Source organism: Curtobacterium sp. AB451, from assembly GCF_050585845.1.
In the GTDB taxonomy this organism is placed as follows: Bacteria; Actinomycetota; Actinomycetes; order Actinomycetales; family Microbacteriaceae; genus Curtobacterium.
This window is the reverse complement of sequence record NZ_JBOBQG010000010.1, coordinates 49,643-76,296: the sequence shown is the minus strand read 5'-3', so window position 1 is coordinate 76,296 and position 26,654 is coordinate 49,643. Positions and strand designations below refer to the sequence as shown.

Here is a 26,654-nt window from a genome sequence, read left to right as displayed (position 1 = left end):
ACGATCTCCGGCTGCGCATGGCAGTCCGGATCGGCCAACGCCCCGTCGCTCGCGACGGGGCGTTGCTCGTGTGCCGTCAGCGTGACCGCGCCCGGTACTCCCCCGGCGGCCCGCCGCACGCCCGGGTGAAGTGCGCGTAGAAGCTCGACTGCGACCCGAACCCGGCCGCGTGCGCGATCTCCGACGTCGTCATCGAGGTCGTCGCGAGCAGGCGCTGCGCCTCGGCGACCCGACACCGGGTGAGGTACTCGAGGATGGTCGTCCCGACGTCCTGCCGGAACACCGACATCGCGTAGTGCGGGTGCAGGTGCGCCGCCGCGGCCACGTCGGCCACCTCGATCGGCTCGCGGAACTTCTCGACAACGAACCGCACCATGTCGATCACCCGGTGCATGGCGTCCGCGGTGCCGTGCCCGCCGCCCGGGCGGAGGTCGACGGCGTCCTGGTGGTGCCGCAGGAGCCGTCGGACGAGCGCCTGCGCCTCGAGGTTCGCGATGGTCTCGGCGCCCTCGTCCGCGAAGTCCCGCTGCCACGAGTCGAGCATCGACTCGACGTCACGACCGGCGGCCGCGGTCGGCACGACGACCGGCCGGTTGAGCAGCATCGCGCCGAGGTCGTGGTCGGGCAGCCCCCACGCGAGCACCTCGCCGAGCGGGATGTGCACCCACCGGAACTCCCCCGTCCCCGTCCCGTCGCCGACGAGCTGGTGCGGGGTCCACCCCCAGAAGAGCGCGATCTCGCCGGCGTGCACGCTGATCGGAGCGCCGCCGAAGCGGTAGTCGAGGTGCCCGTCGAGCACGAGGTTGATCTCGAGGTCGTCGTGCCGGTGCGACGACGGCATGAGCGGCGCCGGGCCACGGTGGCTCCAGTACGCCGCTTCCATCGTCTCCACGTCGAGCACACCGCGAGCCTACGACAGCGACCCTCGGGCCCGACAGCGACCCGAGCGCGCCCATCCGAGGATCCTGGAACCCCGCCGTCCGAAGCCGGAGGCCCGCACCCGCCCCCGCTCCCTACCGTCGTTGCATGACCAAGATCACCATCATCGGCGCCGGCGGCTTCGTCTTCCCGTTCCGCCTCATCGGCGACCTCGTCTCCTTCCCCGCACTGCAGGGCGCGACACTGCACCTCATGGACCTCGACGCGGGCAGGGTCGCCCGCACCGCGAGCGCTGCCCGCGAGCTCGTCGCCCACCACGGCCTCGGCACCGAGGTCCTCGAGACCACCGACCGCCGCGAGGCCCTCGCCGGCGCGGACGTCGTCATCATCACGTTCCAGGTCGGCGGCGTGGAGTCGTACAAGTGGGACGTGGAGATCCCGAGGAAGTACGGCATCGACCAGGCCGTCGGCGACACCGTGGGACCCGGCGGCGTGTTCCGCTTCCTGCGCTCCGTGCGCGCCTACGAGGACATCGCCCGCGACGCGCTCGAGCTCTGCCCGGACGCCCAGTTCATCAACTACGCGAACCCGATGGCGATGGCCACGGCGTTCCTCAACGCGAAGGGCCTGCGCACGGTCGGCCTCTGCCACAGCGTGCAGGGCACCACGCGCATGCTCGCCCGGACCCTCGACGTGCCGTACGACGAGGTCGAGTACGTCAGCGCCGGCATCAACCACCAGGCCTGGATCCTCGAGTTCAAGCGGCGGAACGGCGAGGACCTGTACCCGCGCCTCCGCGAGGTGATGACCGCGAAGCACCGGCGCGGCGTCGCAGCGGCCGACCTGCACGACGACGACGGTGACCACAGCGAGGCGGCTGCGGCGGCGAGCAACTACGAGGGCGGCAACGAGCAGGTCCGCACGCAGCTGATGCACTCGTTCGGCTACTTCGAGACGGAGTCGAGCCACCACGCGAGCGAGTACGTGCCGTACTTCCGCAAGGACCCGGAGACGGTGCTCGAGTACATCCCGGAGCGCTGGGACTACTACGAGATCTGCCTCGCCCACGACGAGCAGGGCGACGTCGACCAACAGCTCGAGAAGCTCAAGGCCGATCTCTCCCCGTCGGTCGAGTACGGCGCGAGCATCGTCAACGCGATCGTCACCGGCGTCCCCGCGGTGGTCTACGGCAACGTCCCGAACCGCACCGGCGTGATCGCCAACCTGCCGTCGGACGCCTGCGTCGAGGTCGCCTGCCTGGCCGACGGCAACGGGGTCACCCCGATCTCGTTCGGCGAACTCCCCCCGCAGCTCGCGGCGATCAACCGGACGAACACGAACGTGCAGACGCTGGCGGTCCGCGCGGCGCTGACCGGCAGCGTCGAGCACGTCCAACACGCGGTCGCGCTCGACCCCCTCACCGCGGCGCACCTCACGCTCGACCGGATCGCCGAGATGACCGACGAGCTGCTGCACGCGCACGCCGCGCTGCTCCCGGAGTCGCTGCGTCCGGCGACCGCGGCACCGGCTGAGCAGGGTGCCGTCCAGGAGGCGCGACCCGCCCTCGTCTGACCGCCCCGTCCGCCGGCGGGGCCGGGTCCACCGCGCGACCCGGCCCCGTCACGGACGCACCCGGACCCCCGGGACGCGCACCGCGCCTCCTGGACCACCACGGCACCACGACCTCGAAGGAGAGGACCATGCCGACCCGACCACCCACCCAGCTGGCCCGACGCGGGTTCCTCGCGCTGGCCGGCATCTCGATGGCCGGCGCACTCGCCGCCTGCGCCGGCCAGGGCACCGCTGCCCACGGCGGCACGAAGCACATCCGACTGTCGACCTGGAACATCCCGACCGACATCACGAGCTACCAGCAGATCGCCGACGAGTTCGTCGCGGCGCACCCGGGCACCAGCGTCGCCGTCGAGGTCACCACGGGCCAGTTCCACCAGTGGTTCATCACCCGGCTCGCCGCGGACCTCGCGCCCGACGTCATCCGGATCACCCCGCAGCAGATCGGCCGGTACGCCGCGAACGGCAGCCTCGTCGACATCTCCGGCTCGATCCCGAAGGACTACCAGCAGGACTACAGCACGCCGTTCTGGGCGATCGGTGCCCGGGACGACGGTGTGTACGGCGTCTTCCAGCACACCGACAACTTCATCACCTACTACAACCGCGAGGTCATGGACCGGATCGGGGTCACTCCGCCGGAGCGCCTCGCGGACGCGTGGACGTGGGACGAGTTCCTCGACGTCGCGAAGGAGGTCAAGCAGGTCACCGGCAAGTACGCGTTCGGGTACGGCTGGTCCGCGCCGGAGACCGCCTACCGGTGGCTGCCGTTCGTCTACCAGAACGGGGGCGCGTTCCTCGGCGAGGACGGTGCCACCCCCTCGATGGACACCCCCGAGGCGATCGACGCCCTGGCCTTCGGGCGAAAGTGGTACGCCGACGGCCTCGCCACCACCGGCAACCTGTCGAAGAGCGGCGGCGGGGACGTCGCCCGCAACCTGTTCCTGACCGGGCAGATCGGCATGATGCTCAACAACCCGGAGTCGATCGTGCAGCTCGACACCGACATGCGGGACAACTGGGGCACGGCGCCGATGATCCGGAACGTGGGTGAGGCGAGCGACCTCGGCGGCAACGCCCTCGCCGTCACGAAGTCGAGCAAGCACCCCGAGCTCGCGGCCGAACTCGTCGCGATGATCACCTCGCGGCCGAAGATGCAGCAGTTCTGCCACGACGGCAACTGGCTGCCCGCCCGCGAGTCCCTCGACGCGGCGGACATCGGGTACGCCGCGAACTCGGACACCATGCAGCGGTTCATCGACCAGGGGTCGACCATCCCGCTGTCGATGGTGAAGGCCGAGAGCGGTCAGTACTTCTCGTCGCTCAACGCGGTGTTCGCCGACTACCTCGACCTGTGCCTGCTCGGGCAGCTCAGCCCGAAGGAGGCCTCGAGCCAGATGATGGAGGCGATGCGCAGTGTCACTGCGAACTGAGACCGCGCCGGTCCGGACCACGGCGTCGGCTGCACCGCCCACCGGCGGATTGCCCGCCGGTGGTGCCGCGCGACGACGCCAGGGCCGGTTCGTCCCCTGGGTGTTCGTCGGCCCCGCCGCACTGCTGTTCCTCGGCTTCTCGCTCATCCCGATCGTGACCGCGATCGCCCTGAGCTTCCAGGACTCGAGCACCTCGCTCGGCGACGGCACCTGGGTCGGCGGGAAGAACTTCGTCGACATGGGCTCCGACCCGCTCATCGGGACGGCGCTACGGAACACGCTCGTCTTCACGATCGGGACCGTCCCGACCGCGATGGCGATCGGCCTCGCCCTGGCGGTGGCGCTGAACCGACCGCTGCCCGGGCGTTCGGTGTTCCGTGCGCTCTTCTTCGTGCCGATGGTCGCCGCCGGCGTCGTGGTCGGCGTCATCATGTCGTGGATCTTCAACGGTGACTACGGCGTCGTGAACAACCTGCTCGAGGCGCTCGGTCTCGGCCGCGTGCCCTGGCTGACCGCGCCCGGCTGGGCGATGGCGACCCTGGTGATCGTCGTCGTGTGGACCCGGATCGGGTTCTGCATGGTGATCTACCTCGGCGCGCTGCAGTCCGTGCCCGCCGAGCTCAAGGAGGCAGCCGCGATCGACGGTGCCTCGCGGTGGGTGCGGTTCCGGACGATCACGTGGCAGCTCCTGCGCCCGACGACGTCGATCCTGCTCATCCTCAACGTGGTGTTCTCGCTGCAGGCGTTCGACGTCATCTACGTGATGACCGGCGGCGGCCCCGGCTTCTCCACCACGGTGCTCATCCAGTACGTGTTCCGGTCCGCGTTCATCGACGCGCGGATGGGGTACGCCGCGGCGCTCGGGCTGGTGCTCGTCGCGATCCTGCTCGTGTTCACGCTGCTCCGGCAGCGGGCCAACAAGAAGGCAGAGGAGGCCATCTGATGGCGCTGTCCGTTGCGGGCTCGACCCGCGCTTCCCGTCCGACCACCGCGCGGCGGAAGCCGCGCCCGGGCCGCTGGGTGCTCGTCGCCGGACTCACCGCGCTGGCGATCGTGATGGTCTTCCCGCTGTACTGGATGGTCGTCTCCGCGCTCACCCCTGGCGGCCAGTCGCAGAGCGGCACGTTCTCGCTCTTCCCGACCCGGCCCACCTTCGAGAACTACACGCAGGTGTTCAGCACGCAGCCGGTCTGGCGGTGGCTCGGCAACTCCGCGCTCATCACCAGTGTCGGCACCGCGCTGAGCGTCGTCGTCTCGCTGATGGCCGGGTACGCCCTGGCGAAGTTCCGGTTCGTCGGGCGTGGGCTGCTCTACTCGGCGTTCCTCGTCACGATCATGATCCCGATCCAGGTCACCCTCGTGCCGAGCTTCCTCGTCGTCGCGAAGATCGGCCTGGTCGACTCCCCCTGGGCGGTCATCCTGCCGACGGTGTTCGACGTGGTCGGGATCTTCATCGCCCGGCAGTTCATGCTCGGGGTGCCGGACGCTCTGATGGAGGCTGCGCGGCTCGACGGCGCCGGTGAGTTCCAGACCTTCTTCCGGGTCGTGCTGCCGACCTGCGGTCCCCTCGTCGGGGTGCTCGTGATCCTCGGGTTCATGACCCGGTGGAACGACTTCCTCTGGCCGCTCGTCGTGCTGCAGGGCAACGAGAACCTCACGGTTCCGGTCGCGCTGTCCACGCTGACGAACAACCCGGCGTTCAGTTCGCCGTGGGGTGCCGTGATGGCGATCGCCACCGTGACGGTGCTGCCGCTGCTCGTGGTGTTCCTGGCGTTCCAGCGGCAGTTCGTGCAGGGCATCGCCTCGACGGGGATCAAGTAGGCCGCGCCGGACGGCGCGGGTGCGCCGGTCGCGGTACCAGTCGCGACCGGTGCGGGGTTGGGAGGCGCGGTGTGGTCGGACACCGCGCCTCCCATGTGCGCGGGCTCGTCTGATATGTTGACGGTCATCCACGGGGCGGGGAGGACGCATGGGGGATCTGCAGGTCGAGACGTCGACGCTCGACGCACTGACGCACGCGCTGACACCAGTGCCGCAAGCCGTCCGGCTCGACCGAGCGTTCGATGACCAGCCCGACGGCGCCCTCCGAACGGCAGTTGCCGCTGAGTGACCCGACGATCCGGAGTGGTCACCGCGAGCCTCGTGATGTCCCTGACCCTTTCACTCACCGCGTGCGCCGGAGGACCGTCGATGACGGAGACACCCGACTCACGCGCATCGTCCTCGATCACTCGCGCTGCCGCTGAGCGGCGGACGACCTCGATCCAGGACCGCGTCATCGCGACCCTCCCCGCAGGCGCGATCGCGAGCAGTCGGACGATCGACTGGACCCTGCTCGCTTGCTCGGCCACCGAGGTCTCGGCTGCAGGCGGCGCGTGGCTGACGCTCGCGCGCGACATCGACGTGGGCGCCGCGTACGACGGGATGATCGCTGCCGTCCGCGACGACGGCTACACCGCTACCACGGACACGACCGGCAAGGGGGCGAAGCGCTTGACGATCACCGGCGTCGCTGACGACCAGTTGCTCATCACCATCGACAACGACACGCAGAAGATCCGGATCTCGTCGTTCTCGCAGTGCTTCCGCGGGTCTCTCACCGACGGCTGAGCGGCTGGCAGGACCAGGAACGGACGAGCGGAGACTCCGATGAACAGGCGTTCCACGGCCGTGTCTGCGACGGGACTGTTGGTGACTCTCGCGCTGACCGCCTGCGCAGGAGCTTCGATGCCGGAATCACGCACACCGTCCAGTTCACCGTCACTTTCGCGGGCCGTCGCCGAGGCCCGAGCAGGCGATGTGCAGCGGCGGATCACCGATTCCTTCCCGGCCGGGTCCATCGCCACGAACGACACGGGGCGCTGGACGCTCCTGGCTTGCTCGGACACGGAGGTGTCAGCGGGAGGTGGCGCCTCGATCACGCTCCACCACGAGGTCGACGTCGACACCACCTACGATGCGATCACGGAAGCTGTGCGGCCCGATGATTACACCACCGCGACCAGCACGACACGCAAGGGTGCCACACAGCTCACCGTGACCGGACCCCACGACGACCAGTACCTGATCACCATCTACAACGACACCCGGACCGTGCAGATCTCGTCGTTCTCGGAGTGCTTCCCTGGCGCATTGACCGAGGACTGAGCGGGCCGGGCCCGTTTCGCGCTCAGCGACAGGTCACGGGGTCGCGATCGCGTGAGCCGTCGTTGGACGCGAAAATACGGACGACGACGGACGGGAGGCGCGGTGCCAGCTGGCACCGCGCCTCCCGTCCGTCGTCGTCCGCGTCAGCGGATGATCGAGATGTTGTCCGCCTGCGGGCCCCGTTTGCCGGGGCCGACGTCGTACTGCACGTGGTCGTTCTCTTCGAGCGACCGGTACCCGGTCGTCACGACGATGCTCGAGAAGTGCGCGAACAGGTCCTCGGACCCGTCGTCGGGCTGGATGAAGCCGTAGCCCTTGCTGTGGTCGAACCACTTCACGGTGCCGGTGGGCATCTGCGTCAACACGGCGTCAGTGGATGCGCAGCTGCGCGACCATGGGGCACGCGAACGGGTCGCGGGCAGCGAGCCCGACCCGGTTCAGGTACCGGACGACGATGCCGTAGGAGCGCAGCAGCGTGGTCTCGGTGTACGGCACGTCGAGCGTGTCGCAGTGGTCACGGACGAGCAGGCGGGCCTGCTTCAGCGCCGGACGCGGCATCGACGGGAAGAGGTGGTGCTCGACCTGGTAGTTCAGGCCACCCATGAGGAACGAGACCCACCAGCCACCGCGGATGTTGCGGGAGGTGCGGACCTGGCGCGAGAAGAAGTCGACCTTGGCGTCGTGCGCGATGGTCGGCATGCCCTTGTGGTTCGGCGCGAACGAGGCGCCCATCATCACGCCGAAGACGGCGAGCTGGACCCCGAGGAACGCGCAGGCCATGCCGAACGGCAGGAACCAGAACACGATCGTCAGGTAGATGCCGAAGCGGGCGACGAGCAGCGCGGCCTCGAGCCAGCGGTGCTTCACGTCGGCCTTGGTGCCGTTGCCGGTGACGATGCTCATCACGGCGTAGCGGTGCAGGTTCAGGCCCTCGAGCGTGAGCAGGGGGAAGAACAGCCAGCCCTGGAAGCGCATGAACGTCGTCATGAGCGGGCCCTTGACCGACGCGGCGTCCTCCGGCAGGAAGCGGATGCCGTCCGGCGCGATGTCCGGGTCCTTGCCGACGGTGTTCGGGTTGCCGTGGTGGCGGGTGTGCTTGTTCATCCACCAGGAGTAGCTGAGGCCGACCATGAACGTGCCGAGCCAGCGGCCGGCGTGGTCGTTCCACTTCTGCGAGGCGAAGACCTGACGGTGCGCGGCCTCGTGGGAGAGGAACGCGAACTGCGTGAAGAGGACGCCGAGGGCTCCGGCGACGATGAGCTGGAACCACGAGTCGCCGAGGAACGCGAACGCGACCCACGCGAGGGCCATGGTGCCGACGAGACTGCCGAACAGCGACCAGTAGAAACCGGTGCGGCGGCGGAGGAGGCCGTTGTCCTTCACCTGCGCCAGCAGCGCGGAGTAGGTCGAGGTGCCCTTGCGGGGACCAGTGGCGGGACGAGTGCGGGTGTAACCCGGCGCGAGCGGAGTGGTGGTCATGAGGACCGACCTTCCGTTACGGATCGGTCCTTCAACCAATGCGAGTGAGTTCACGCGTTTGCGCTTGGCGCGACACTAAGGGCAGAACATGCGTGTTCGCCTGGGAGTCCGGATTGCGTGGACGGACGCTCCCCGGGCCGGGCGCGGCGCGGGCTGAGCCAGCTCTCACGGTCCACGCCGGACGCCGGACGGGCCGCGTCGTAGCGTTCAGCGCACACGACCAGGAGGCACCGATGCCCGATCCGTTCCCTCGCCGAGGCCGCACCACCGCGTGGCTGGTCGCGAGCATCGTCCTCGCCGTCGCGGGCGGCGCGCTCGCGGCTCCGGCATCCGCGGACGCGGCCGTCGACCCCGCCGGGCTGCAGATCGACGACGTCGTCACCACGCAAGTGGCGTTCCACGACACCGCGTCGTGGGCGTTCACCGTGCAGGACGTCGGAACCGCGGCCACAGCCGGCCCGGTCCACCTCGGATTCGCGTACGACACCGGTACCAACCCGGCGGACGCAGCATCGCTCCGTGCCTTCGACCACGTCACCGTCGCGAGCACCTCCGGGCGCTGCTCGCTCGACACGACCAGACGGACGGCGTCCTGCACGCTGCCCGCGCTCCGACCCGGCGCCTCGGTCACGATGACGACGACGGCGCGGCAGGTCTGGGACATCAGGGACACCCGCTTGACGGGCTGGGAGTTCCAGGCCGTGCGCGGCTCGTCCGATCCGGAGGTGCCGTACGACAGTCGGATCAGCGGCACCACGATCGTCCCGACCCACGGCGCGTTCGACGGTGCTGCCGCCACCGCCGGCGGAATCGCGGTGTCGGGGTGGGCCGTCGACGTCGAGCGCGCTGCTGACCCGATGGACGTGGCCGTGGACGTCGACGGCACCCAGGCGGCGCTCCTCACCACCACGAGGCCGCGCGCCGACGTCGACCGGGCGCTGCACGTGTCGGGGGCGCACGGCTTCCGCGGGGTGGTCCGGGCGGGGTCGGGCGTGCACCGCGTGTGCATTACCGCAGCCGACCCGTACTGGGGCACGAGCAGCATCGACCTCGGGTGCCGGAGCGTGCGGGTCCCCTGACCCGCCCGGACGGACGAGGACGCGTTCGTCTGCCACGATCGACACATGCCTCTCGACGGACGTCCCCTCGAACGCCTCGGCTTCCTGACCATCGGGTCGTTCGACCCGGCACGCCCCGGACCCGGTCACGAGGAGACGCTCCGGGTCATCGAGCGCGCCGAGGCCCTCGGCTTCGACAGCGCGTGGCTGCGACACCGGCACGTGCAGCACGGCATCTCCTCCCCCGTCGCGCTCATGGCGGCGGCGTCGCAGCGGACCTCCCGGATCGCGCTCGGGACGGCCGTCACACCGATCGGCGCGGAGAACCCGTTCCGTCTCGCCGAGGACCTGGCGACGGTCGACGCGCTCCTCGGCGGTCGCCTCAACCCCGGCTTCTCGTCGGGCACGCCCATGAACTACGACCTCTACCGGGAGGCGCTCTACCCGGACACCGCCGAGCACGAGGACTTCAGCGAGACCCGACTCCTGCGCTTCCGCGACCTGGTGCGGGGTGTTCCGATCGTCGACGTGGCCGAGCGTCGCGGCATCGAGGAGTTCGCCACGACCGTCCAGCCGCAGAGCCCCGGCCTCGCCGACCGGCTCTGGTACGGCACGGGCAGCACGCGATCCGCGGTGTGGGCCGCGCAGAACGGCTTCCACCTGTTGACCTCGAGCGTCACCCGGAGCGAGAACGGCACGGACTTCGCGACGAACCAGCGCGCCCAGGTCGAGGCCTACCTCGAGGCGCACCCGACCCCGAGCACCGCCCGCGTCTCGCAGGGCCTCGTCGTGATCCCCACCGACACGGCGACGCCCGAGCAGGAGGCCCGCTACCGGGCCTACGTCGAGGGTCGGTCGGGCCGCGTCGGCGTGCCGATGGGACCCGGGAAGCTGCTGTTCGCCGCCGACCTGGTCGGGACGTCGGCCGAGATCGCGGACCGGCTCCGTGCCGACGCCGGCTACCAGGTGGCGACGGAGGTCGCGTTCGCGCTGCCGTTCTCGTTCGAGGCGGAGGACTACGCGCAGATCGTCACGGACATGGCGGAGCGCCTCGGGCCGGCGCTCGGGTGGGAGCCCGAGCGCTCGGCGACCACCGGTCGCTGACGTGGTCGCCCGGAGGGATCGCGCGGGTCGCACCGTTCCGGGATGCATGCGGCGCCTGGAACGCAGAAGCCCCGACGGAAGCGGTGTTCCGTCGGGGCTTGTCGGTGGGCTGTCTTAAGAACTCTCCGATGCCTGTAGCGGTGCGGAGTCCGACAGGGCGATCAAGCGGCCTATCCTTCGGCAAGACATCGTCTATCCTCTGGCGCGACTGGCATGAGGCCCAACTCACCCCTGACCTGGGCATTCGCTGCCTGCCTCCTTCATTCTCGTCGACCCGCCGACGGACGTCGACCAGGCCCGACACTTCGCGCGCGAAGGCAGCAATAAGAGCAGCCAGCTTCTGGGCGAGGCGCCAAGAGCGGTCACCCCAGCGCACTCCCAGCAGTGCAACATACTTCCCATACGCCACCGCTCAAAGATCCGCGAAGATGACGATGTCGCACGTTCTCACTAACGTGCGGCTCGTGACCACGTCGCCGTTCGCATTCGATCACGCTGTGCAGTTGGCCGCCTTCCAGACCCAGGGCGATGACCGGTTCCTCTGGGGCCTCGACAAGAGCGTCGGCGCAGCGTTCTACCTCGAAGAAGACCAGGCACACGCGCAGCACCAGTACGTCAACGACCACGTCGTGTGCCCTGTAGCCGGATGCGCGGCGAAGCTCACGACGGTCCACAGCACCGTCAAGCGCGATCATCTGCGGCACCTCGGCAGCACCGGCGGCCATAGCCTCGAGTCACTCTTCCACTCCCAGGGGTGCGCACTCATCCAGGCGTGGCTCGCAACGAAGTACCCGCTCTGCCGCGTCAAGCGCGAGGAGTACACCAGCCCCGAAGGCGAGAGCCGCGCAGACGTGCTGATCACCCATCCGTCGCGGCTCCGTGTTGCGTTCGAGGTGCAGTACTCGCCGCTCACCAACGACGCCTGGACGGAGCGACATCGCCGCTACGAGGCCAGAGAGGTCCGAGACGTGTGGCTCTTCGGCCACACCACGAACCACCTGAAGCTCGACGATGACGGACACCTGAAGACGAACCCTGCACTCGCGGCTGTGGCTGCTACCGGTGCACCGCTGTTATTCATCAACCCGACCACCGAGCAACTGGCAATCGCCATCGCGCGCCGCGGAGTGTTCTCGGCCGAGCTCGGCGGCTACATCCCAGGAGAGCGCGTGCCAGTCCTCGGTGGTGCAGACGGCAGTTCCTTAGAGATGCACGACCTGACCTCGTTCCGACTCGGCGACCCGCAGCGGGAGCCTGCTCTGACGTCCGACCGGATCAACGAGCTGATCCGGAACGCGACCGCCCTCGATGCGCACAACGACGAGCAGCGCCGTCTTTACGCCCGGCAGCAGGAGCTCGCCCGCAAGCGTGCCGAAGCCCAGCAGGCCACGAGGGAGGACCGGCTCCGCAAGGCGAAGTAGCGCCGCGAGCAGCAGGCTGACGAGATTCGCGCTGCGCTGGACACGCCGGCCCGCTGGGGCAGCAAGCACCCTGCGATGCCGCTGATCGCTGCGTTCGTCGAGAGTCGCGCGCAGCGAGACCTTGGGACGCCCGACAACCTGGAGCAGTGGAAGTGCGTCGCGTACTTCTTCCACGTCGCCATGAAGGAGCAGGAGATCTTCACCACCAAGACGGTCGCAGACACGCTCTACAAGCACCGCATCCGCCTCGGCGCCGGTATGTACAAGACGATCGGGAGATGGCTCCATGCCCTCGTCGACGCGGACTTCCTCTTCGAGGGCCGCGGCGACGATGGGTTCCCCGTGTACAAGCCCACCTACGCCGGCGCGTGGTGGTGACCCTCAGCTCTGCGAGAGCCGCCACGCTGCCGCCTCGGCTGCCATCGCCTTCCGCGCGACCTTCAGCCGCACGAGCTTGTTCGGGTTCTTGTCGAGGTTGATCACGGGCGTGAAGTGGCGGATCAGCTCGGTCTCGACGTCGGCGAGCTTGCCCTGCATCGTGGCGGGCACCGCCCAGACCGCCAGCGTCAGCCGCTCGTGCATCCAGGTGGTGAGCCGCGCGTCTCCGTCGCCTGCCAGCGAGTAGGCGCTGAAGTACCCCGGATTCTCGAGGTTCCTTGGAACACCCTGCAGGTCGAGGCTCTTTCGAAGCAGCGCCGCGAAGGACCGACGCACGGTCGACCCGCCAGTTCGTGCTGTGCTCCCTGGCAACGCGGCGAAGTGATCCTTCAGATCCCGTGTCACGAAGCTCTCCTCGGCCTTGCCGATGTAGAGCGGGACGTCCGGCGCGCTGCGGGCCTCTGCGTTGTCGTGAAGGCCCATCTCTCGGTGTGCCTGGTCGTCGCCGTAGATCGCGTAGAGGCCCGGTCTCGCTGGCACGTACGCCGGTGCATCCGTGAGCGACCAGCGGGCGCCGGTCAGCACTGTGACGGCGTCTGTGGCGAGGTCAGACAGCGTCACGAGGATCTCCGGGATCTGTCTCGAGCTCGAAGTCGAGCTGCACGCTCGTCGGATCAGCCGGTCGCAGCGGGCTGGGGGTGTCCTCGAGGACGATGTACGTGACCTCGAAAGCATCAGGGTCCTCAATGTCGATGTCGACGGTGAGTCGCGCTCGGACCTCGTCGGACTCGCCGAACAGGTCCCCAGCTTCGATCGAGAGGACCACGTCCGCCCGGCCTGTGACGGTGTCGCCGTCCGGTGCATCGAACTCGAAGTCGGACTCGAGGTCGTATCCGTAGATGGAGAGGTCCCCTCCGATCTCGGGAAGCTCGAACTGCACCCAGTCCGGCAGCCCGTAGTCGCCGCCGTAAGTCAGTTGTTCGTCCATCGGCTGACCAACCAGCTCGTCAAGGGCTTCTGTAGCCACGCGGACCAGCTCGGCTCGACGCGAAGCGTCGAACGCGTACCCGCGAAGCAGAGACGCCAGCCCATGTGCCTCGTCATCAGCTGGCGTCGAAGCAGCTAGCGCCTCGGCTGCCCGTGCCTCGGCTTCGGCGACCGCCGCACGGACGTCTTCGACGACGTTCGCGACCTTCTCGACCAGTACCAGGCGATCTCGGGCGATGCCTCGTGCGTCGAGATCCTCGAGCAGGTGGCGATGCAACTCCTTCGGAGCGACGTCGTCGATGAACCCCTTGTCCGCGGACACGAAGAAGACCGGGTCCACGTTCGCGTCCTCGTCCTCGTCCTCTTCCAACACGTCCAGGACGATCTCCCAGATCACGGCGTCGCGGAAGCCGTAGGACTTCTTGCCGCCAAGGGTCTCCATGAAGGGGCGGCGCGCTGCGAGATCGCGATCCACGAGCGCTTGAGTGCGGCCCTCTGGGACTGAGGTCACGCTCACGCCGCTCGTTGCGAGCAACCTATCGCGTGAAGCGTCCGTCTTGGCACCGAGGCGGTCGAAGGCCTCGTCTATCGCGGTCGCCCTTATGTCATCGCCGACCTCGCTCAGCACCACCTTGGCCTTGTCACGCTTCGACTTGAGGGTCTTGCGATCCTGCCGATCGAGTTCGTCAAGGACGACCCGAGGTAGCACCACCCGGCACTTGCCCGACTTCACGAGATCGACGAGGTTCCTGCCCGCGACCGACGTCATCCACTCGTGCCCGAAGAGCGCGTTCGTGTCCGGTACGACGGTGATCATCGCTCAATCATGCCGGACAACGACATCAGATCATCCCGACGCGCGATCCCGTCAGGTCGACCGCGCTCGTGACGCACTACTACCGCAACTCCCCTGCAGCGACACCGCACCGATGACGCAACGCCTGGTTGCGGAGGGACGCCTGCGGAGCACATCCGACGAAAAGTGGGTGCTCTCCACGCCCTTACCGGAGGTTGCGAGAGGCGGTCTGCGAGTATGACGAGCCGACGGGGCTGCGAACGCTAGGCGGGGGCAAAGGCGGGTCCCCGACCTGAGGGCAAATCAGTAGCGTTATCAGCGAAGCTGTCACGGAACGGGAGAATCATGACGCTCGACAACGAAGATGGGATCGCGAAGGCGATCGGCACGGAGTCTCTCGACGGTCTCACGGACGCGCAATTGGTTGCGTTGGCAGGGCATCTGCGTGATGCCACTCCGGAACTGCAGCTTCACCTAATCAAGACCAACCCTCAGCTTCAGGCATACGCTCTCCGAGCGGTGATGGCGGTCGAAGACGACCTCCGCGCCACCCTCTCGGCGATCAACGAGAACAGCGAGCGGGCCTTCGAAGCACTTGGGGAGACCCGCGGAGTCATCGCGGGCGAGCTCAACAAGCCCGACCTCAGCGATGAGCGCTGGCGGTATCTCATCGACAAGCTGACGGGCAATGAAGACAAGGCGAAGGCCGTCGCTGAGAAGACCAATCAGCTGATCGCGGAGCAGTCCAAGGCTGCGCGTGGCGCGAAGCTGGCTATTGCATCGATGCCCTACGTCGAGGTCGTGCTCCAGGTAGGCATCCGCCTTCTGATCAGCAAGGGCCGTCCCTAGGCCGGCGTGACAGTGATCGAAGGCGGATCCGATCTCCTGTCGTTCCAGCTAATCGGAGACTCCTCCGCCCGGCCGGATTGATCGAACGAGAGGTGCTACCTACGCCGGGTCTCCACGCGATTCACCTCCAGAAGAACTCCCCCCTCCCCCGAGGCGTTTGGGGACTGCCGCCGCTCACACGAGCGTTTCGCTACAACTCCCGCGAGTGCACCGACCTCCACGGTTACGCGCAACCTCATCGAGAACGGCAATTTGATGCTCAAGGCTCCGAAGTACGGGTCCCCTGCACGGCCACCTCCACCGACAGTCTCGCGGCTTCGCATCCGGGTACGTGTTCCTGACGTTCCTGCTCGTCGCTCTGAATGTCAAGCAGATCTGTGACTTCCTGAAGGCGAAGGGGGTTGAAGACCGCCGAGCAGCCGAGAACCGGCCCCCGCGCAAATGGCCAATTTTGCGGCACCGAGACCGCGAGTTCCTCGACGAGTACATGGGCACGCTTCCGGGTGGAGTGGCGGACCTGGAGGTTCGTCAGGAGCGAGCCAAGCACGACGGGAAAAGGCGGCGAAGGGAGCCGCTGAGAGAGCGGCCGCGGCGAAGACCAGTCGGTCGAAACCGGCGAATGCGGCAACTAAGCGCAAGCGAGCCCGGAGGCCCGGGACAAAGAAGTGAGGCCCGCAGCCAGCCGTCTGCGGGCCTCAGCAGATGGCGGCAGGTCTAGCTCGGGAGACCGACGCCGGCGCTCGGCTTCGATCCATTTCGTCCATTCAAGGACGATGGATCGCTGCGGAGCCTGACGTCGTTGAATGGGTCCTGCGCCGGTGGTACGGCCGTCGGGCACCAGCGAGAGCTCCTTCGGTGGCGAGAAGCACTGAGGCAGGCACGGTCAGCGGCGACTCGCTCGTGGTTCGGGTGACATTCGGTGACGCGGAGGCAGTCGTCGAAGCCTGCGATGCGTACGCGTCGTACCGCGCATCCGCTCCGCTCGTTCTCCCACGCGGACCTGCTGCAGGCACAACTCGACGTGGTCGGCAGCGTGCTCGCTCCAACCTGGGCTGTAGTCGATGATGTCGCTGATGACGTCGTCACAACGTGCGGAAGTGCATCGAGTCCGGTGTCGTCCGGAGCGCAGGCTGCGCCTGAAACTCACCGGTGAATGGCACCTCTGGTATCAGCGGATGGCGCACTACAGGGCCCCACTGTTCCCATTGAGCACGAAGGCGAGACATGGACAGCTGGTCGTCGGCCATCGCGGCCTCCAGCGCAGGTCCATCTGCGATCCAACTGCGCAGTTCCGCCATCGATTGCTGAACGCTTTCGAGTCGTGTGTTGCGCGTACCGATCAGTCGCCTTGTGGACGCGACGGCGATCTCGACAACTCGAAGGCGAGTGTCGAGCAGTCTCCTGGCGTCGTCATCCCAGCACTCGGGGCTACCGTCAATCACTCCAACCGCGTCGTCGACCGCGATCCAAGCCACTGATCGCAATGCGAGACCTTCGGTTTCATGCCTCATCCGAGCGTCCAAGTTGGCGGGCAGGAACGTAGCAAGCGGCATTTGATCGAGGTGCGATACGGCAAAGTTCCAAGAGGGCATCGTTGCGTCGAGCGCAGCAGTATCGACAACGATCAATGGACCATCACTATCAACGGCGCTTACTTCGAATTGCTCCGTTCGGGGAAGGAGACGACGGGCCATGACCAGCGCCTGGAAACAGGGATTGACGTCGCGATGCTCGATTCGTTGGACGCGAAAATGCGCGTAAGGCGTGTTGAGCCGCGCCTTGAGGAGGCTGATTCTATTGGTACCGAAGAACGCGCGTACGCGATCCCATGCTGGCATTCTATCGTCTTCTTCCGCCGAGGGAAGGATTTCGGGCTCGGCTCTGAGGTGGAGAGCCCGCATGGCGGCGACACCGGCTTCCGAACCCTGCACGAACGAAGTGGCTAGGCTAAACGCCGCCGCGACCTGGAGGACGTCGACGTTGCCCTTTTCAGTGACGAACTGTTCGGCGAATCCGTCCCAAACGAGGGTCTCGTGAGTCTCGCTGTTGCGCATGTCGGGGAGGACGACGTTACCAACGAGCGCCCCTAGCGATCCGCCCTCACGGACGAGTTGCTCTCTCAAGCTCGTAAGCATTGGAGGAGTGCTCCACACGCCTGCCTTTAGGCAATGTGCAGCCCAGCTGTATTGGCGGAATGGCCCCTCGATCGTTCTCTTGTAGGCGTCGGCAAGTGCAACAGCTCGAGCTTCCGCGTCTTCCGTCTGCGTGAGCGCAGCCTCGCGGGCTCGGGAAACGGCCGAGCGAACTCGACGCAGCGCGGGTTCGGCGACCCTTAGATGACCCCGGAACTGATCGGCGACCGTTGGGTCGGCCGCGAGGTACCTGTTTGTCAACGTACTTGCGGCGATGTACGCGGCGATTGAATCATCGCAGTCGACAATTTGACCGACCGCGTAAACGGCAGCGAGCACATCCGTCACATGCCGCATTCCTAACGACACGAGGTGCGGAACTAACCGGATGAGCAAATCTGAGTTTCGATAAGCGTAGTGCTGCAAGACCCATTCCGGTCGAAAAGAACCCTGTGCTCCGATTGGCGGGAGGCGCATTCCAAAGGCTTGCGAGAGACATTCACCGTCGCTTGCGGACTTGCGAGCAGACCACCAATCCGCCGCATCGGCTAGGCCTCTTTCGACGTCTGCGCCGACCATAGCGTTGCCGTCGATCGCGGCGATGATACCTGCCGGGAGTGCTTCTAGGAGATCCAGCAGCCCGTCCGCCTGACGCGGATCGTATGGTGCGAAGGGTTCGAGCGAGAAGAGTAACCCGACGACGCGGTCGCGCTGTCGCAACAGTTGGGCGATCCAGTCCTGTATCTCCTTGAAACCACTACCGGGCGGTACGAAGCTCTGACTCAGATCCCTGATTGCGTCGGCGAGGGCGTCAGCATGCCACCGCCAGGACGACTCATCGACGGGAACAGTGTGATGATCCCGCGCGGATCTCGGCGGAGACTCCGCGTTACGCAACGGCTGCAAGAGCTTGTCGACAGCTTGCGGTGGGAGCGTCATGAGAGTGACTACTCCGCTCCGACGTCCAGAATCTTTCCTCCGTCAACCGGCGTAGCCGACGAGAAGTCAGATCGGAAGCGGAGTCCGGATACACCGGCGGGGAGGGGGAACTCAACAGACGGCTGAGGAATTGACTCGGCAACATAGAAGCGGAGGCTGCGACGCGCGACTTCGCGCATGTATCGAGCATCCAGGAACTCGCCGAGAGAAGCTCCACACACGGCGGCCAGCGAGCGCCAGAGCAGGTTGGCCTCGCTTCGCCCAGCGAGCCGCTCTCCGAGTTCCGCAACCACATCGCCGAGGCGAACGCCCGAATCGCGCAGTTCGATGATCAAAGAGGCGAAGAAGTGGTTGTCCCGAATCGTCGGAAGAGCCTGGTGAATCGATAGCTCGTGAACTCGCTGTTGGCTCGACGTCGCCTTGACCTCTACCGACAGCGGGGGCGTCGCGAAGGCGAAATCGAGATTGGCGTCCGGGTCACTGTGCCACGCGCGCATCCAGTCCGCGAGGTGTTCGACGCTGTCGAGAAGCGTTAGTTCTCCGATAAGGCCGATCACCGTGGTGCGCGCTGGCAGCTGCAGTTGCCAGAAGAGTGAGACCCACTTGCCGACCTCGATGTCGACATCGGCATCGCTGGGGCTTGCCGGAAGGTCCTTCACAAGCGCCGCGCAGACGGTTGCGAAGAGGTTCCTTATCTCGGGATCAGACGCGATGCACCTGACTACACATACGCGAAGCGAACCGACATCATCCCCTTCCCGCAGTTCGTAGGTTGCGCCGTAGTCCGCGGACAAGAGGCTGAGCCTGAGCGCAGGGACAGGTCGCACGGACTTGCGAGTTCTCACGACGAAGTTCCAGGAGCCGTCCGCATCAACGGCAACGAACAGCGTGCGGCTTGGAGTAAGTGACTCAACCAGAAATGCGTCGGATGGAGGGAGCGCCTCGTCTAAACGCGCCTCAACCCGGCGGAACGCAGAAAGGAGAACGCCCTGATCCCAGTTCATCTCACGTACCTACCTCGATGAGCCATCCCGCCAAAGACTCCTCGGGGATGCGCCAGGCGGTCAAGAGGTACTCGCCCAGCGGATGCTTCGTACCCCGCTCGACCACTTCCACTTCGTGCAACTGAATGGTCAACGGCGCAGCCGGATCGAACTCATCACGGTCTCCGTAGTACCCGGAAGCGCTGCGCCCCTGGAAGAGTTGCACCCCTCCGTCGCTGGTGACTTGGCGTTGAGCGAGTCCGCCGTCGGATCGCATCCATACGACGCGCACGACCGCTTCAGTCGGCTCATCGTCTTGAAGTTTCGAGAGGTTGAGCAGGAGCGCTTGCACGTTCGGTTCAGCGAGCCACGACTCCGGACTTGTTTGCACGAGGAGTTCGAGGGCGTCGGTGAGCGTTGCGTAGCCAGCACGGTGGCCAAACGGCGTCTCTCTCCAGTCAACCTCGGTGAGCGCGTCGATGGCGTGCGCACGTGCGCTGGCTAATGAAGGGGCGTCATCCCGGACAGGCTTAGTGTCCGCGATCCATCGGTCCTTGGCTTTCACATGGATCATAGGGATCGAGATCACCGAGGCGCGAGTCGCCTTCATCTTGTTGTCCAGAAGGAACTGTCGCTTCCACTCCTTCAGCGATTCGTTACCTGCTTCGATATTACGTAGCGCCGCGAGCATGTCCTTTTCGTGCTCCACGTACATTTCGAAGTCGTCACGGACGTCGGGTTCGAGGTAGACACGGCAGAGTCCAAGGTAGGAAGCCTTGTAGCCAAAAAATCGTGCTCGCTGCTGGACGGTGTCGGCGGTTCGGGTTCCCGGTCCGCGAGGCATATAGGTGATCGTCAGCCCTTCGACGGTGAACCCTCGATCGATCGCCTGCCCGCCAACCAAGATGTACGACTGTGTCGGAATCCAATTGATGACAGGCGTCTGCCCTTGGCGGGTATTTACCTCGACGATGTTGAGGTTCCTAAACACGATGTCGAGCGCGTCCCAGCACTCCTCGAACGTCGCAATGTCGGGGAGGGTAGTCGCGAGCTCTTCCCAGGCGTCGCGGAACTCCCGCTGGAGCTTGTTGGGAAAGACTTCGCCCTGATGCTCATACTTGTCCTGCCAGTCCTTCTTCATGCCGGTGATCCACCGCACGAAGTCAGCGTGAGCGTCCTTTTGGCGCGACGGGTGGACGAGCATCGACCGAGTCTTCGGCTTTCCAGTGGTGACGACATGCGCCACCCCGATGAGGAACTCAAGCATCGCCTGTCGCAACCCCTCGGGCGGCGGCCCATTGGGATGGTCGGCCGCGGCCAGATCCTCCGCACCAATTGTCTTCACGAAGTTGTCGGCAGACCCAAAATACCGATCACCACCCGTATAGCCGATGCCCGGTTTGAGGACGCGAACGAAATCCGGCGAGAGCGCGTCATCGATGGCGATGAGCAGTGGAGCCTGCGGTGTGGCTGTGTACTGAAGGTAATAGTGTCCGGGAAGCGAATCACGCAGGGCGAGCAGGTTTCCGTACGTCGCTGACTGCTTTCCCTTCTTTGCCAGCGTGTTCAGGCTTGCCTGGTCCGCCTCGTCATCGATGATGAGCACCCGTTGCCCCGAGAAATCGACTCGATCGAAGAGGCCAGTAAGGTTAAGGATGCCGCCGTGGTGCTTGAGTAGCACCACAACTGCGGTTTGCTTATATGCCTTCGGCGTGGACGCCTTGCTCCAGTTGGCTTGCACGTTCTGAAGCGCCTGCTCAATTTGCTGCAGAGATTGCTGCTTGTCGTTCGGCACGGCGAAAAGCCAGCCGTCCTTGTCGGCGCTCCCGAGGTCACCTTTGAGCCGCCGCTCGCCCTGCGCGAGAAGAGGGTTTGAAATCCCGCTGATCACGATCACGAGGGAGAAGCCGTTGTCTCGCGCGAGCGCGATGACGCCCTCGTAGGACAACGTCTTGCCTGACTGCACTCGTCCAACAACGAGACCGGTCGAGTTCGGCCCAGCCGAGAGCGCACCTTCGAGAACGTTGATGGCGCTCGCGCGGACGGAGTCGCGGGCGTCGTCGTTTACGACCTCCTGCAGAAACCCGGTAAACGTATCGCCGACCACGAGATCGCCGCCGCCCGCCGCGTCATTCCCGGGCGTCAAGATTCCGTTGATCACGTGTCACTCCTCAATCGCTTGGACAGGGCAGCACCCAGCAGCGCACTGACCTGGCGCATGAATTTCGCGGCGCTCTCGCCGTCCCCGGCGGTGGTCTGCAAGCTCTCGGAAACAACCAACGCGACGGCTACCCGGAACACTGCTTCAAGTGCGTCAGAACTCCCCAGCGCGAACTGTTTGAGGAACGGATGCCCAGTGTTGAGCAGGAGTTGCGCAGTAATATTGCCGCTGCCGCGATCGATGTCGACATGGCGAACCAGCCAGTCTTCCTCAAGCGTCCGACTGCCCGCGGTGATTGTGACGCTCCACATGCGGTCATCGTGCGTGAACGTGAACGTTTGGGAGACATCGTGTGACGAGGCGTCCGGCTTCGCCGCCGCGTGCGTCGGAGCGGCAGACGCAGCCGCTTGCTCGACAACTTGATTGAGAACGGGCGGTATAGCGTGCTCCGCTACCTCAGCGGTGTTCTCAGTCGCGGCCCGAATTCGCTTGAGTTCAGCGCGGCTGGCCTGGCGCGCTCGATAGTGTTCAGCCTGCTTGAGTAGGGGCAAGGGTTCCGCGTCGAGCACGCCTCGGAGTCGTTCATGGAACTCCTCCTCGAGCCCCTGCCACTGGAAGCCATCCTTCGTGTGGCTCACCGGAAGCCCCTCAACCTCGAGTTCGCCGAACAGCCGCTGCGAGCGGTAGGAGTTGCCCTGGCCGTAGATGCGAGTGGGTCGGTACGGTGTATCGCCGGTCCCTATGATCACGCGTCGTCGCCGGAAAAGAGACAGTCCGTTCCCGCTCGTCTTGCCCTCGGCTCGGATCGCAGCCCAGCCTCTGACGTGGACTCGCCCGTCGAGATGGAGGTCAATTTGTTTACGCCACTCACGGACGTCGACCGTTACTCCGTCGGCCGAGTTGGCGCGGTAATCAGGTGCCCGCAGCACATCTGGCTCCACGAACTGCATGTTCTGCCCAGCTACGGACAGGATCAAGGTGTCATCTCGAAGGAACGCTCGATAGATCTCGCGTAGGTGATCGCGCACCTTCCCCAGCGTCCGTCCACGCAAAAACTGATTGAGATTCCATAGTTCGATTCGCGTGAAGTGACTGTCGATGTCGCCCTCAGCGGCGGTGACGTCCAGGAAATCTACCTTATTGTTCAAAACCGCGCTCATATCGAACTCGATCGAGTAGACGTTGGGGTCGCCAATACTGGTCGTCACCACGCGCCAGCTCCTCGCGAACCAGATCGAGGCGCTCTTCATGCCCATGCCGAACTCCGATAACCCGGTGCGGTCGGGGGGCACTTCAGCGGCTTTGAACGCCCGACTGAAGTCTCGTCGCGCGATGCCTCCCGCGTTGTCAACGATCGAGATGGACCCACCTTGGTGCTCGTCGTAGGCGATGTCGACGTGAAGCTGATACCCCGGCTCGGTCTGACGGAGTTGCGCATACGACCTCGCTGCGCTCTGGATGGCATTGTCAACATATTCAGCGAGTGCGTACCACGGCTCGTAGTTGAGATTGCTTAACACACCGAGGATCGAGACGCCGGGCACGATACTGATCGCGGGCTCGAAGTCCTCGGCCTCAACTGGAAGGGTCTCGTCACTCATGAATGCCCCTACGCGGCAGCCGCCAGGCCTCGGTCGATAGGGGCAAGCAACGGGCGCGCGATCTCCTCAACGACTTTCGCATTGACGGCGTTGCCTAGAGCCTTGTAGGCCTGGAGGTCGTTCTCGGGAAGCTGAATGGAATCGAGACTCTGCAGGCGTGCGCACTCCTCGGGAGTCATGTAGCGGCGCTCCCAACCGAGAATCGGGACCTGCGTGTGCGTCATCGCGATCAGACTCGGAGCAGTGTTTGTCCGCTTTACCCGAACCCCCGACGCGCGGATCTGCAGGACATAGTGGTCAATCGAGCGTTCACCACCTTGGGCATTCCACTCGAACTTCTGGAGGCTCGACTGCAACTCCCAGAGCCGAGAACGGCGCAGCCACGGATCGATCCAACTCCTGTTTGCGTCATAGAATGCTCGATTCTGCGCGATGAAGTTCACCTTCCAGCGAGGGAAGCGGTAGTCGAGCCTACGGCCGTGGCTAGGGAGAAGTTCGCGCTGTCCCTCCTCGCTATAGCCTCGCAGGGACACTCCGAAGCTGCCGCGGAACTTGTCGAGCGCTACCGCGCCGAGTTCGGCTTGCAGGGCGGCCGGTGTTGCATCCGCGTACGGATACGTCGCACCGAACTCCATCGCCCAGATCGGGAACGACGGAAGCTTTACGTTTTCGGGAGACGACTTCAGGAAGTCGTCCCAGATGTCGATCGCTCGGAGCGTATGTTCGGGCACCGCTCGATGAGGCGTCGCGCCCACGTCGAGGACGTCCGTGATGTCGGTCGGCCCCGGGTGCTTCTCGGGCCACTCAAACTGCGAGAGGCCCCCCTGAGATCCGACGAAGTACGCGCGCTCGCGGATCTGCGGGATCCCGAAGTCATGCGGAGAGAACCGCTCGATCTTGACGTCATAGTTCAGTTCGCGAAGAAGGCCCTCGATCTTCTCGAGCGTTCTCCCGCCGTCGTGTCGAAGGATGTTTGGAACGTTTTCGAGGATGAACTGCCCCGGGCGCTTCTTGTCCAGCACCTCAAGAACCTTGAAGAACAGTTGTCCTTGGAGGGTGTGCTCGAAGCCCAACTGCTCGCCAGCCTTCGAGAACGGTTGGCACGGGAAACCTGCTGCGAGCACATCGTGAGCAGGGACTTGGCTTGCCACGTCGGTAAGCTTGTTAACATCTCCCCACGGTCTGAGATCGAAGTTGACGTTGTAAAGTGCGTTGAGCGTCGGATCCCACTCCGCGGCGAACACCGCGCTGCCGCCGAGGTTCTCCAGCGCGATGTGGAAGCCTCCGAGGCCGGCGAACAGATCGACAAAGGTGAACGGTTCGGTCGGTCCTGTCTGCGGCACTGTCTCAGCTTACCCAAGGGGTCAGACATCGCCGATGAGGTGGTGGACGGCGCGTCCCCATAAGCTGAGGTGCTTCGGGTGCGCCTCACCCGCTCAGGAGTCTGACGGTCGCGCCAGAGTTCCGTTCGGCGACGAGGGAAAGCGTCAGCCTTGAAGCCTTCGACCCTCAACCCCCGTTGAGCAGGCCAAGGAGTCTTACGCGTCGACTGGGACATGAACTCGAGCAGGTCCTGTCCAGGAGTTCTCGTCCGTTCCCAAGGCAGCGAACCAGGGATCGATGGGAACACGACGAAGCCCTCCCGGTTAGGGAGGGCTTCGTCGTGTTCGGTCTGAGTCGACTACAAGGCGCTCGTTCGGAGCGGGCACCGAGTGACCCGCCGGTTCGCGCCCGGGCTCAGGGGGTTCCCGTTACGGTCCTGCTTGACCCGGTACCGGCGGAGCTCGACCTGGTCGGCCGACATGACGTGGGTGGCGTCGAAGGCAGCAGCCGCGTGGCTGGGCATTGCGGGAGCGTAGAAGCGGACCTCTCGCTGGAGTGCGGGCGACCGTGTTGCGGCGGCGGCGACCTCCGGGTGTCGCGCGGTGTGGTCGGCTCGGTGCCACTCGGCAAGAGTGGTCAGGATCGCCTGGCTGATGCTCCGCGAGCGGGCCGCTGCGTCGTGGCTCTGGTTCGGCTTGCGGGAGTTCGTGGCGGCGACCTCCGCCTTGAGGCTGTTGCTGAAGGGGGTCTTGGCGTTGTCGTTGCTCATGATTGTTCCTTCGGGAGTGTTCTGGTGTGGACGGCGGGTATGACTAGCGGGTTGTGGTGGCGGGCGACCCGGAGCGGTCGGGCGTGGACGGTGTGAGGGGCCAGCCGGTGGTGAGGGTTTCGTTCTCTTCGCCGGATCTCGGGAAGCGCCGGTGGTAGGGGGCTCCGTTCCGGTTGCGCGGTCGGGTGTGCTTAGGTGCGTCGGGTTCGCGGAACGTCGCGAGGTCCTCCCACGAGGTGATTCCCCAGCGTCGGATCGCGAGTTCCAGCGAGCCGCCGGTGAGCAGGCCCGCCCGGACTTGAGCGAGCATTTGGCGCTTCTCGGCTCGAGTACGCGCGTCGCGGGTGGCGTGCCAGTGCTGGTCGCGAAGGGCATCCACGGTGATGCCACGCTGGTGGGCGACCTCGAGTTCGTCGGCTTGCAAGGCGAAGTTCGCGGCAGCCGTGCGCGCTTCGTAGACCTCGTACATCGGTTCGAGAAGCGCCACATGCTTGTCGAATGAGGCAAATCTCGGGACCGGAATCGGAACCGGGCGGTAGGAGCGGACGAATGCGAAGGGGTCTCGGACGAACGCGGTGTTCTGCGTTGCTGCGCGGTACTGCTTGCGGGCGTCGGGCTGCTCGTGGAGCTCGACCCACTTCGTGATGAGGTTCTGCGGAAAGCGGTCGGCGTACAGGTCGAGGGGGCGGAGCTCGGGGAGGGTGTGGCGGTGTGCTCGGCGGTTGGTGCAGTCGGTGATGACGGCCATGGTCTTCCTCTTTCTAGTTCGTGGCTGATGCGTGACGTGCCGTGATGGTGGGCGAGCAGGGCTGCTGTCCCGCACCGGCGATCTCTCGACATGGATCTACTGCGGTGCGCGGATGGCGCTTGTACTCGCCCGTTCCGTTGGGCTTGGTGTCTCTATGCCGGCTTGTTTCGACCGGCTGGGAGTGAAGCTGTCCGTCCGGCAAGCGAGCGATTTTCCGTGTGCTGTCCGAGGACCGGGTTAGGGGTGTGGTCTCGTCGTGACGTGTGCTGCGGTGTGGTGCTCGCCTGCCGTGTGGCTGGCTTCGAGGTCTCTATGCCGTCTCGTCCGGGCCGGCTGGAAGATGCGCGCTCAGTCGACGGCGGAGGCGTGCGCGCGGAAGGTGACGAGGTCCTTCCAGGCGGTTCCCCACTGGTCCTCGGCGGCCCGGCACTGCTTGAGGGTGGCGGCCCCGGCGCGCAGGAGCGAGAGCAGCCGCCGTCCCGCCTTGATGGTGTTCAGGTCGTCGCCCCAGTGCTGTCGGCGCAGCTCGTAGACGTTGTCGAACCCGGCATCGGCTGCGGCTGCGGCTTCGTCGCGGTCGTACTGGAGGAGGAAGTGCTGCTCGGCGCAGCGCTGGAAGTCTGCGTCGGTGCGGAGCTTGCGGATGGTGGCGATCTGGAACACGAACACGTCCGGCTCGTCCAGAAACGGTTCGACGCCGTAGTGGGCCCGGAACTGCCGCTTGCCGCCCGAGCCTACGAGGAGGTGATCGTAGAGGTCATCGATCCCGCGGCCGTTGAGGTCGAGCCAGCCGAGGACGATCTGCATCTCGCGGCGGCGCTCGTGCCGGTTGCGGTTCTGGTGGGAAGCCATGGTGTGGCCCTTTCATACGGAGGTGGTCGGCACCGATTTGTGG

Annotated in this window: 25 protein-coding genes; 12 read left to right on the top strand and 13 right to left on the bottom strand. The window is 65.8% G+C overall.

Annotation, left to right across the window (positions count from 1 at the left end):
• Positions 1–76: 76 nt before the first annotated feature.
• Positions 77–901, bottom strand: coding sequence for a helix-turn-helix domain-containing protein (locus ACQXVK_RS16950; protein WP_022906037.1), 825 nt, complete (start codon positions 899–901; stop codon positions 77–79).
• A gap of 125 nt (positions 902–1,026) precedes the next feature.
• Between ACQXVK_RS16950 and melA the strand changes: the two genes are divergently transcribed.
• The 7 genes from melA to ACQXVK_RS16915 all read left to right on the top strand — a co-directional run bounded on the left by melA (position 1,027) and on the right by ACQXVK_RS16915 (position 7,031).
• Positions 1,027–2,451 carry an alpha-galactosidase gene (gene melA, locus ACQXVK_RS16945; RefSeq protein ID WP_430854370.1) on the top strand — a complete coding sequence of 475 codons (1,425 nt, stop codon included), beginning with the start codon at positions 1,027–1,029 and terminating at the stop codon, positions 2,449–2,451.
• Positions 2,452–2,579: 128 nt separating this feature from the next.
• Positions 2,580–3,884, top strand: coding sequence for an ABC transporter substrate-binding protein (locus tag ACQXVK_RS16940; RefSeq protein ID WP_430854369.1), 1,305 nt, complete (start codon positions 2,580–2,582; stop codon positions 3,882–3,884).
• Positions 3,868–4,827 (top strand): carbohydrate ABC transporter permease, encoded by a 960-nt coding sequence (locus tag ACQXVK_RS16935; RefSeq protein WP_430854368.1) that lies wholly within the window; start codon positions 3,868–3,870, stop codon positions 4,825–4,827. Before ACQXVK_RS16940 ends, ACQXVK_RS16935 begins: the two co-directional genes overlap by 17 nt.
• A complete protein-coding gene (locus ACQXVK_RS16930) occupies positions 4,827–5,705 on the top strand; it encodes a carbohydrate ABC transporter permease (RefSeq protein WP_430854367.1) in 879 nt (292 codons plus the stop codon). Before ACQXVK_RS16935 ends, ACQXVK_RS16930 begins: the two co-directional genes overlap by 1 nt.
• 148 nt (positions 5,706–5,853) lie before the next feature.
• Positions 5,854–5,994: a hypothetical protein gene (locus ACQXVK_RS16925; protein ID WP_430854366.1), complete on the top strand. Its 141-nt coding sequence runs from the start codon at positions 5,854–5,856 to the stop codon at positions 5,992–5,994.
• 80 nt (positions 5,995–6,074) lie between these two features.
• Entirely contained in the window at positions 6,075–6,494 is a 420-nt protein-coding gene (locus ACQXVK_RS16920) for a hypothetical protein (RefSeq protein WP_430854365.1), read from the top strand.
• An 81-nt stretch (positions 6,495–6,575) separates the two neighbouring features.
• Complete coding sequence (locus ACQXVK_RS16915) at positions 6,576–7,031, top strand: hypothetical protein (protein ID WP_430854364.1); 456 nt, start codon at positions 6,576–6,578, stop codon at positions 7,029–7,031.
• 143 nt (positions 7,032–7,174) lie between these two features.
• Here ACQXVK_RS16915 and ACQXVK_RS16910 read toward each other — a convergent pair whose 3' ends face one another.
• Together ACQXVK_RS16910 and ACQXVK_RS16905 are read right to left on the bottom strand one after the other, a co-directional pair.
• Positions 7,175–7,384 carry a cold-shock protein gene (locus tag ACQXVK_RS16910; protein WP_031261585.1) on the bottom strand — a complete coding sequence of 70 codons (210 nt, stop codon included), beginning with the start codon at positions 7,382–7,384 and terminating at the stop codon, positions 7,175–7,177.
• 16 nt (positions 7,385–7,400) lie between these two features.
• Positions 7,401–8,510 carry a fatty acid desaturase family protein gene (locus ACQXVK_RS16905; protein WP_022906020.1) on the bottom strand — a complete coding sequence of 370 codons (1,110 nt, stop codon included), beginning with the start codon at positions 8,508–8,510 and terminating at the stop codon, positions 7,401–7,403.
• Between the two features lie 233 nt (positions 8,511–8,743).
• On the opposite strand from ACQXVK_RS16905, the gene ACQXVK_RS16900 reads away from it, so the two are divergent.
• The 4 genes from ACQXVK_RS16900 to ACQXVK_RS16885 all read left to right on the top strand — a co-directional run bounded on the left by ACQXVK_RS16900 (position 8,744) and on the right by ACQXVK_RS16885 (position 12,471).
• On the top strand, positions 8,744–9,589 hold the full coding sequence (locus ACQXVK_RS16900) for a hypothetical protein (RefSeq protein WP_430854363.1): 846 nt from the start codon (positions 8,744–8,746) through the stop codon (positions 9,587–9,589).
• 45 nt (positions 9,590–9,634) lie between these two features.
• Positions 9,635–10,672, top strand: coding sequence for an LLM class flavin-dependent oxidoreductase (locus ACQXVK_RS16895; protein ID WP_430854362.1), 1,038 nt, complete (start codon positions 9,635–9,637; stop codon positions 10,670–10,672).
• Positions 10,673–11,100: 428 nt separating this feature from the next.
• Positions 11,101–12,093, top strand: coding sequence for a hypothetical protein (locus ACQXVK_RS16890; RefSeq protein ID WP_430854361.1), 993 nt, complete (start codon positions 11,101–11,103; stop codon positions 12,091–12,093).
• 75 nt (positions 12,094–12,168) lie between these two features.
• Positions 12,169–12,471 (top strand): hypothetical protein, encoded by a 303-nt coding sequence (locus tag ACQXVK_RS16885; protein WP_430854360.1) that lies wholly within the window; start codon positions 12,169–12,171, stop codon positions 12,469–12,471.
• Between the two features lie 3 nt (positions 12,472–12,474).
• Here the strand turns inward: ACQXVK_RS16885 and ACQXVK_RS16880 are convergent, their stop codons facing one another.
• Both ACQXVK_RS16880 and ACQXVK_RS16875 read right to left on the bottom strand, forming a co-directional pair.
• Positions 12,475–13,011: a GIY-YIG nuclease family protein gene (locus tag ACQXVK_RS16880; RefSeq protein WP_430854359.1), complete on the bottom strand. Its 537-nt coding sequence runs from the start codon at positions 13,009–13,011 to the stop codon at positions 12,475–12,477.
• 67 nt (positions 13,012–13,078) lie between these two features.
• Positions 13,079–14,275, bottom strand: a complete 1,197-nt coding sequence (locus tag ACQXVK_RS16875) for a PIN domain-containing protein (protein ID WP_430854358.1) — start codon at positions 14,273–14,275, stop codon at positions 13,079–13,081.
• Positions 14,276–14,599: 324 nt separating this feature from the next.
• Here ACQXVK_RS16875 and ACQXVK_RS16870 point away from each other — a divergent pair, with 324 nt between their 5' ends.
• Positions 14,600–15,103, top strand: coding sequence for a hypothetical protein (locus ACQXVK_RS16870; RefSeq protein WP_430854357.1), 504 nt, complete (start codon positions 14,600–14,602; stop codon positions 15,101–15,103).
• 1,082 nt (positions 15,104–16,185) lie between these two features.
• Here the strand turns inward: ACQXVK_RS16870 and ACQXVK_RS16865 are convergent.
• The 8 genes from ACQXVK_RS16865 to ACQXVK_RS16830 form a co-directional block, all read right to left on the bottom strand.
• On the bottom strand, positions 16,186–18,174 hold the full coding sequence (locus ACQXVK_RS16865; protein ID WP_430854356.1) for a hypothetical protein: 1,989 nt from the start codon (positions 18,172–18,174) through the stop codon (positions 16,186–16,188).
• Between the two features lie 8 nt (positions 18,175–18,182).
• Positions 18,183–19,178 (bottom strand): PD-(D/E)XK motif protein, encoded by a 996-nt coding sequence (locus ACQXVK_RS16860; protein WP_430854355.1) that lies wholly within the window; start codon positions 19,176–19,178, stop codon positions 18,183–18,185.
• Between the two features lies 1 nt (position 19,179).
• On the bottom strand, positions 19,180–21,318 hold the full coding sequence (locus ACQXVK_RS16855) for a Z1 domain-containing protein (RefSeq protein ID WP_430854354.1): 2,139 nt from the start codon (positions 21,316–21,318) through the stop codon (positions 19,180–19,182).
• Positions 21,315–22,919: an ATP-binding protein gene (locus tag ACQXVK_RS16850; RefSeq protein WP_430854353.1), complete on the bottom strand. Its 1,605-nt coding sequence runs from the start codon at positions 22,917–22,919 to the stop codon at positions 21,315–21,317. Before ACQXVK_RS16850 ends, ACQXVK_RS16855 begins: the two co-directional genes overlap by 4 nt.
• An 8-nt stretch (positions 22,920–22,927) precedes the next feature.
• The gene (dcm, locus tag ACQXVK_RS16845; protein ID WP_430854352.1) at positions 22,928–24,262 is read right to left on the bottom strand and encodes a DNA (cytosine-5-)-methyltransferase; all 1,335 of its coding nucleotides are present in this window, start codon (positions 24,260–24,262) and stop codon (positions 22,928–22,930) included.
• 338 nt (positions 24,263–24,600) lie between these two features.
• The gene (locus ACQXVK_RS16840) at positions 24,601–25,011 is read right to left on the bottom strand and encodes a hypothetical protein (protein WP_430854351.1); all 411 of its coding nucleotides are present in this window, start codon (positions 25,009–25,011) and stop codon (positions 24,601–24,603) included.
• A 43-nt stretch (positions 25,012–25,054) separates the two neighbouring features.
• The gene (locus ACQXVK_RS16835; protein ID WP_430854350.1) at positions 25,055–25,759 is read right to left on the bottom strand and encodes a hypothetical protein; all 705 of its coding nucleotides are present in this window, start codon (positions 25,757–25,759) and stop codon (positions 25,055–25,057) included.
• Between the two features lie 348 nt (positions 25,760–26,107).
• A complete protein-coding gene (locus tag ACQXVK_RS16830; protein WP_430854349.1) occupies positions 26,108–26,611 on the bottom strand; it encodes a hypothetical protein in 504 nt (167 codons plus the stop codon).
• Between the last annotated feature and the right edge of the window lie 43 nt (positions 26,612–26,654).

Coding starts and splice junctions, on each gene's coding strand:
- ACQXVK_RS16890 (WP_430854361.1), top strand. CDS start 11,101: ATGACGATGTCGCACGTTCTCACTAACGTGCGGCTCGTGACCACGTCG.
- ACQXVK_RS16850 (WP_430854353.1), bottom strand. CDS start 22,919: ATGAGTGACGAGACCCTTCCAGTTGAGGCCGAGGACTTCGAGCCCGCG.
- ACQXVK_RS16875 (WP_430854358.1), bottom strand. CDS start 14,275: ATGATCACCGTCGTACCGGACACGAACGCGCTCTTCGGGCACGAGTGG.
- ACQXVK_RS16900 (WP_430854363.1), top strand. CDS start 8,744: ATGCCCGATCCGTTCCCTCGCCGAGGCCGCACCACCGCGTGGCTGGTC.
- ACQXVK_RS16830 (WP_430854349.1), bottom strand. CDS start 26,611: ATGGCTTCCCACCAGAACCGCAACCGGCACGAGCGCCGCCGCGAGATG.
- ACQXVK_RS16905 (WP_022906020.1), bottom strand. CDS start 8,510: ATGACCACCACTCCGCTCGCGCCGGGTTACACCCGCACTCGTCCCGCC.
- ACQXVK_RS16835 (WP_430854350.1), bottom strand. CDS start 25,759: ATGGCCGTCATCACCGACTGCACCAACCGCCGAGCACACCGCCACACC.
- ACQXVK_RS16865 (WP_430854356.1), bottom strand. CDS start 18,174: ATGACGCTCCCACCGCAAGCTGTCGACAAGCTCTTGCAGCCGTTGCGT.
- ACQXVK_RS16895 (WP_430854362.1), top strand. CDS start 9,635: ATGCCTCTCGACGGACGTCCCCTCGAACGCCTCGGCTTCCTGACCATC.
- ACQXVK_RS16925 (WP_430854366.1), top strand. CDS start 5,854: ATGGGGGATCTGCAGGTCGAGACGTCGACGCTCGACGCACTGACGCAC.
- ACQXVK_RS16920 (WP_430854365.1), top strand. CDS start 6,075: ATGACGGAGACACCCGACTCACGCGCATCGTCCTCGATCACTCGCGCT.
- ACQXVK_RS16840 (WP_430854351.1), bottom strand. CDS start 25,011: ATGAGCAACGACAACGCCAAGACCCCCTTCAGCAACAGCCTCAAGGCG.
- ACQXVK_RS16860 (WP_430854355.1), bottom strand. CDS start 19,178: ATGAACTGGGATCAGGGCGTTCTCCTTTCTGCGTTCCGCCGGGTTGAG.
- ACQXVK_RS16885 (WP_430854360.1), top strand. CDS start 12,169: ATGCCGCTGATCGCTGCGTTCGTCGAGAGTCGCGCGCAGCGAGACCTT.
- ACQXVK_RS16930 (WP_430854367.1), top strand. CDS start 4,827: ATGGCGCTGTCCGTTGCGGGCTCGACCCGCGCTTCCCGTCCGACCACC.
- ACQXVK_RS16910 (WP_031261585.1), bottom strand. CDS start 7,384: ATGCCCACCGGCACCGTGAAGTGGTTCGACCACAGCAAGGGCTACGGC.
- melA (WP_430854370.1), top strand. CDS start 1,027: ATGACCAAGATCACCATCATCGGCGCCGGCGGCTTCGTCTTCCCGTTC.
- ACQXVK_RS16940 (WP_430854369.1), top strand. CDS start 2,580: ATGCCGACCCGACCACCCACCCAGCTGGCCCGACGCGGGTTCCTCGCG.
- ACQXVK_RS16870 (WP_430854357.1), top strand. CDS start 14,600: ATGACGCTCGACAACGAAGATGGGATCGCGAAGGCGATCGGCACGGAG.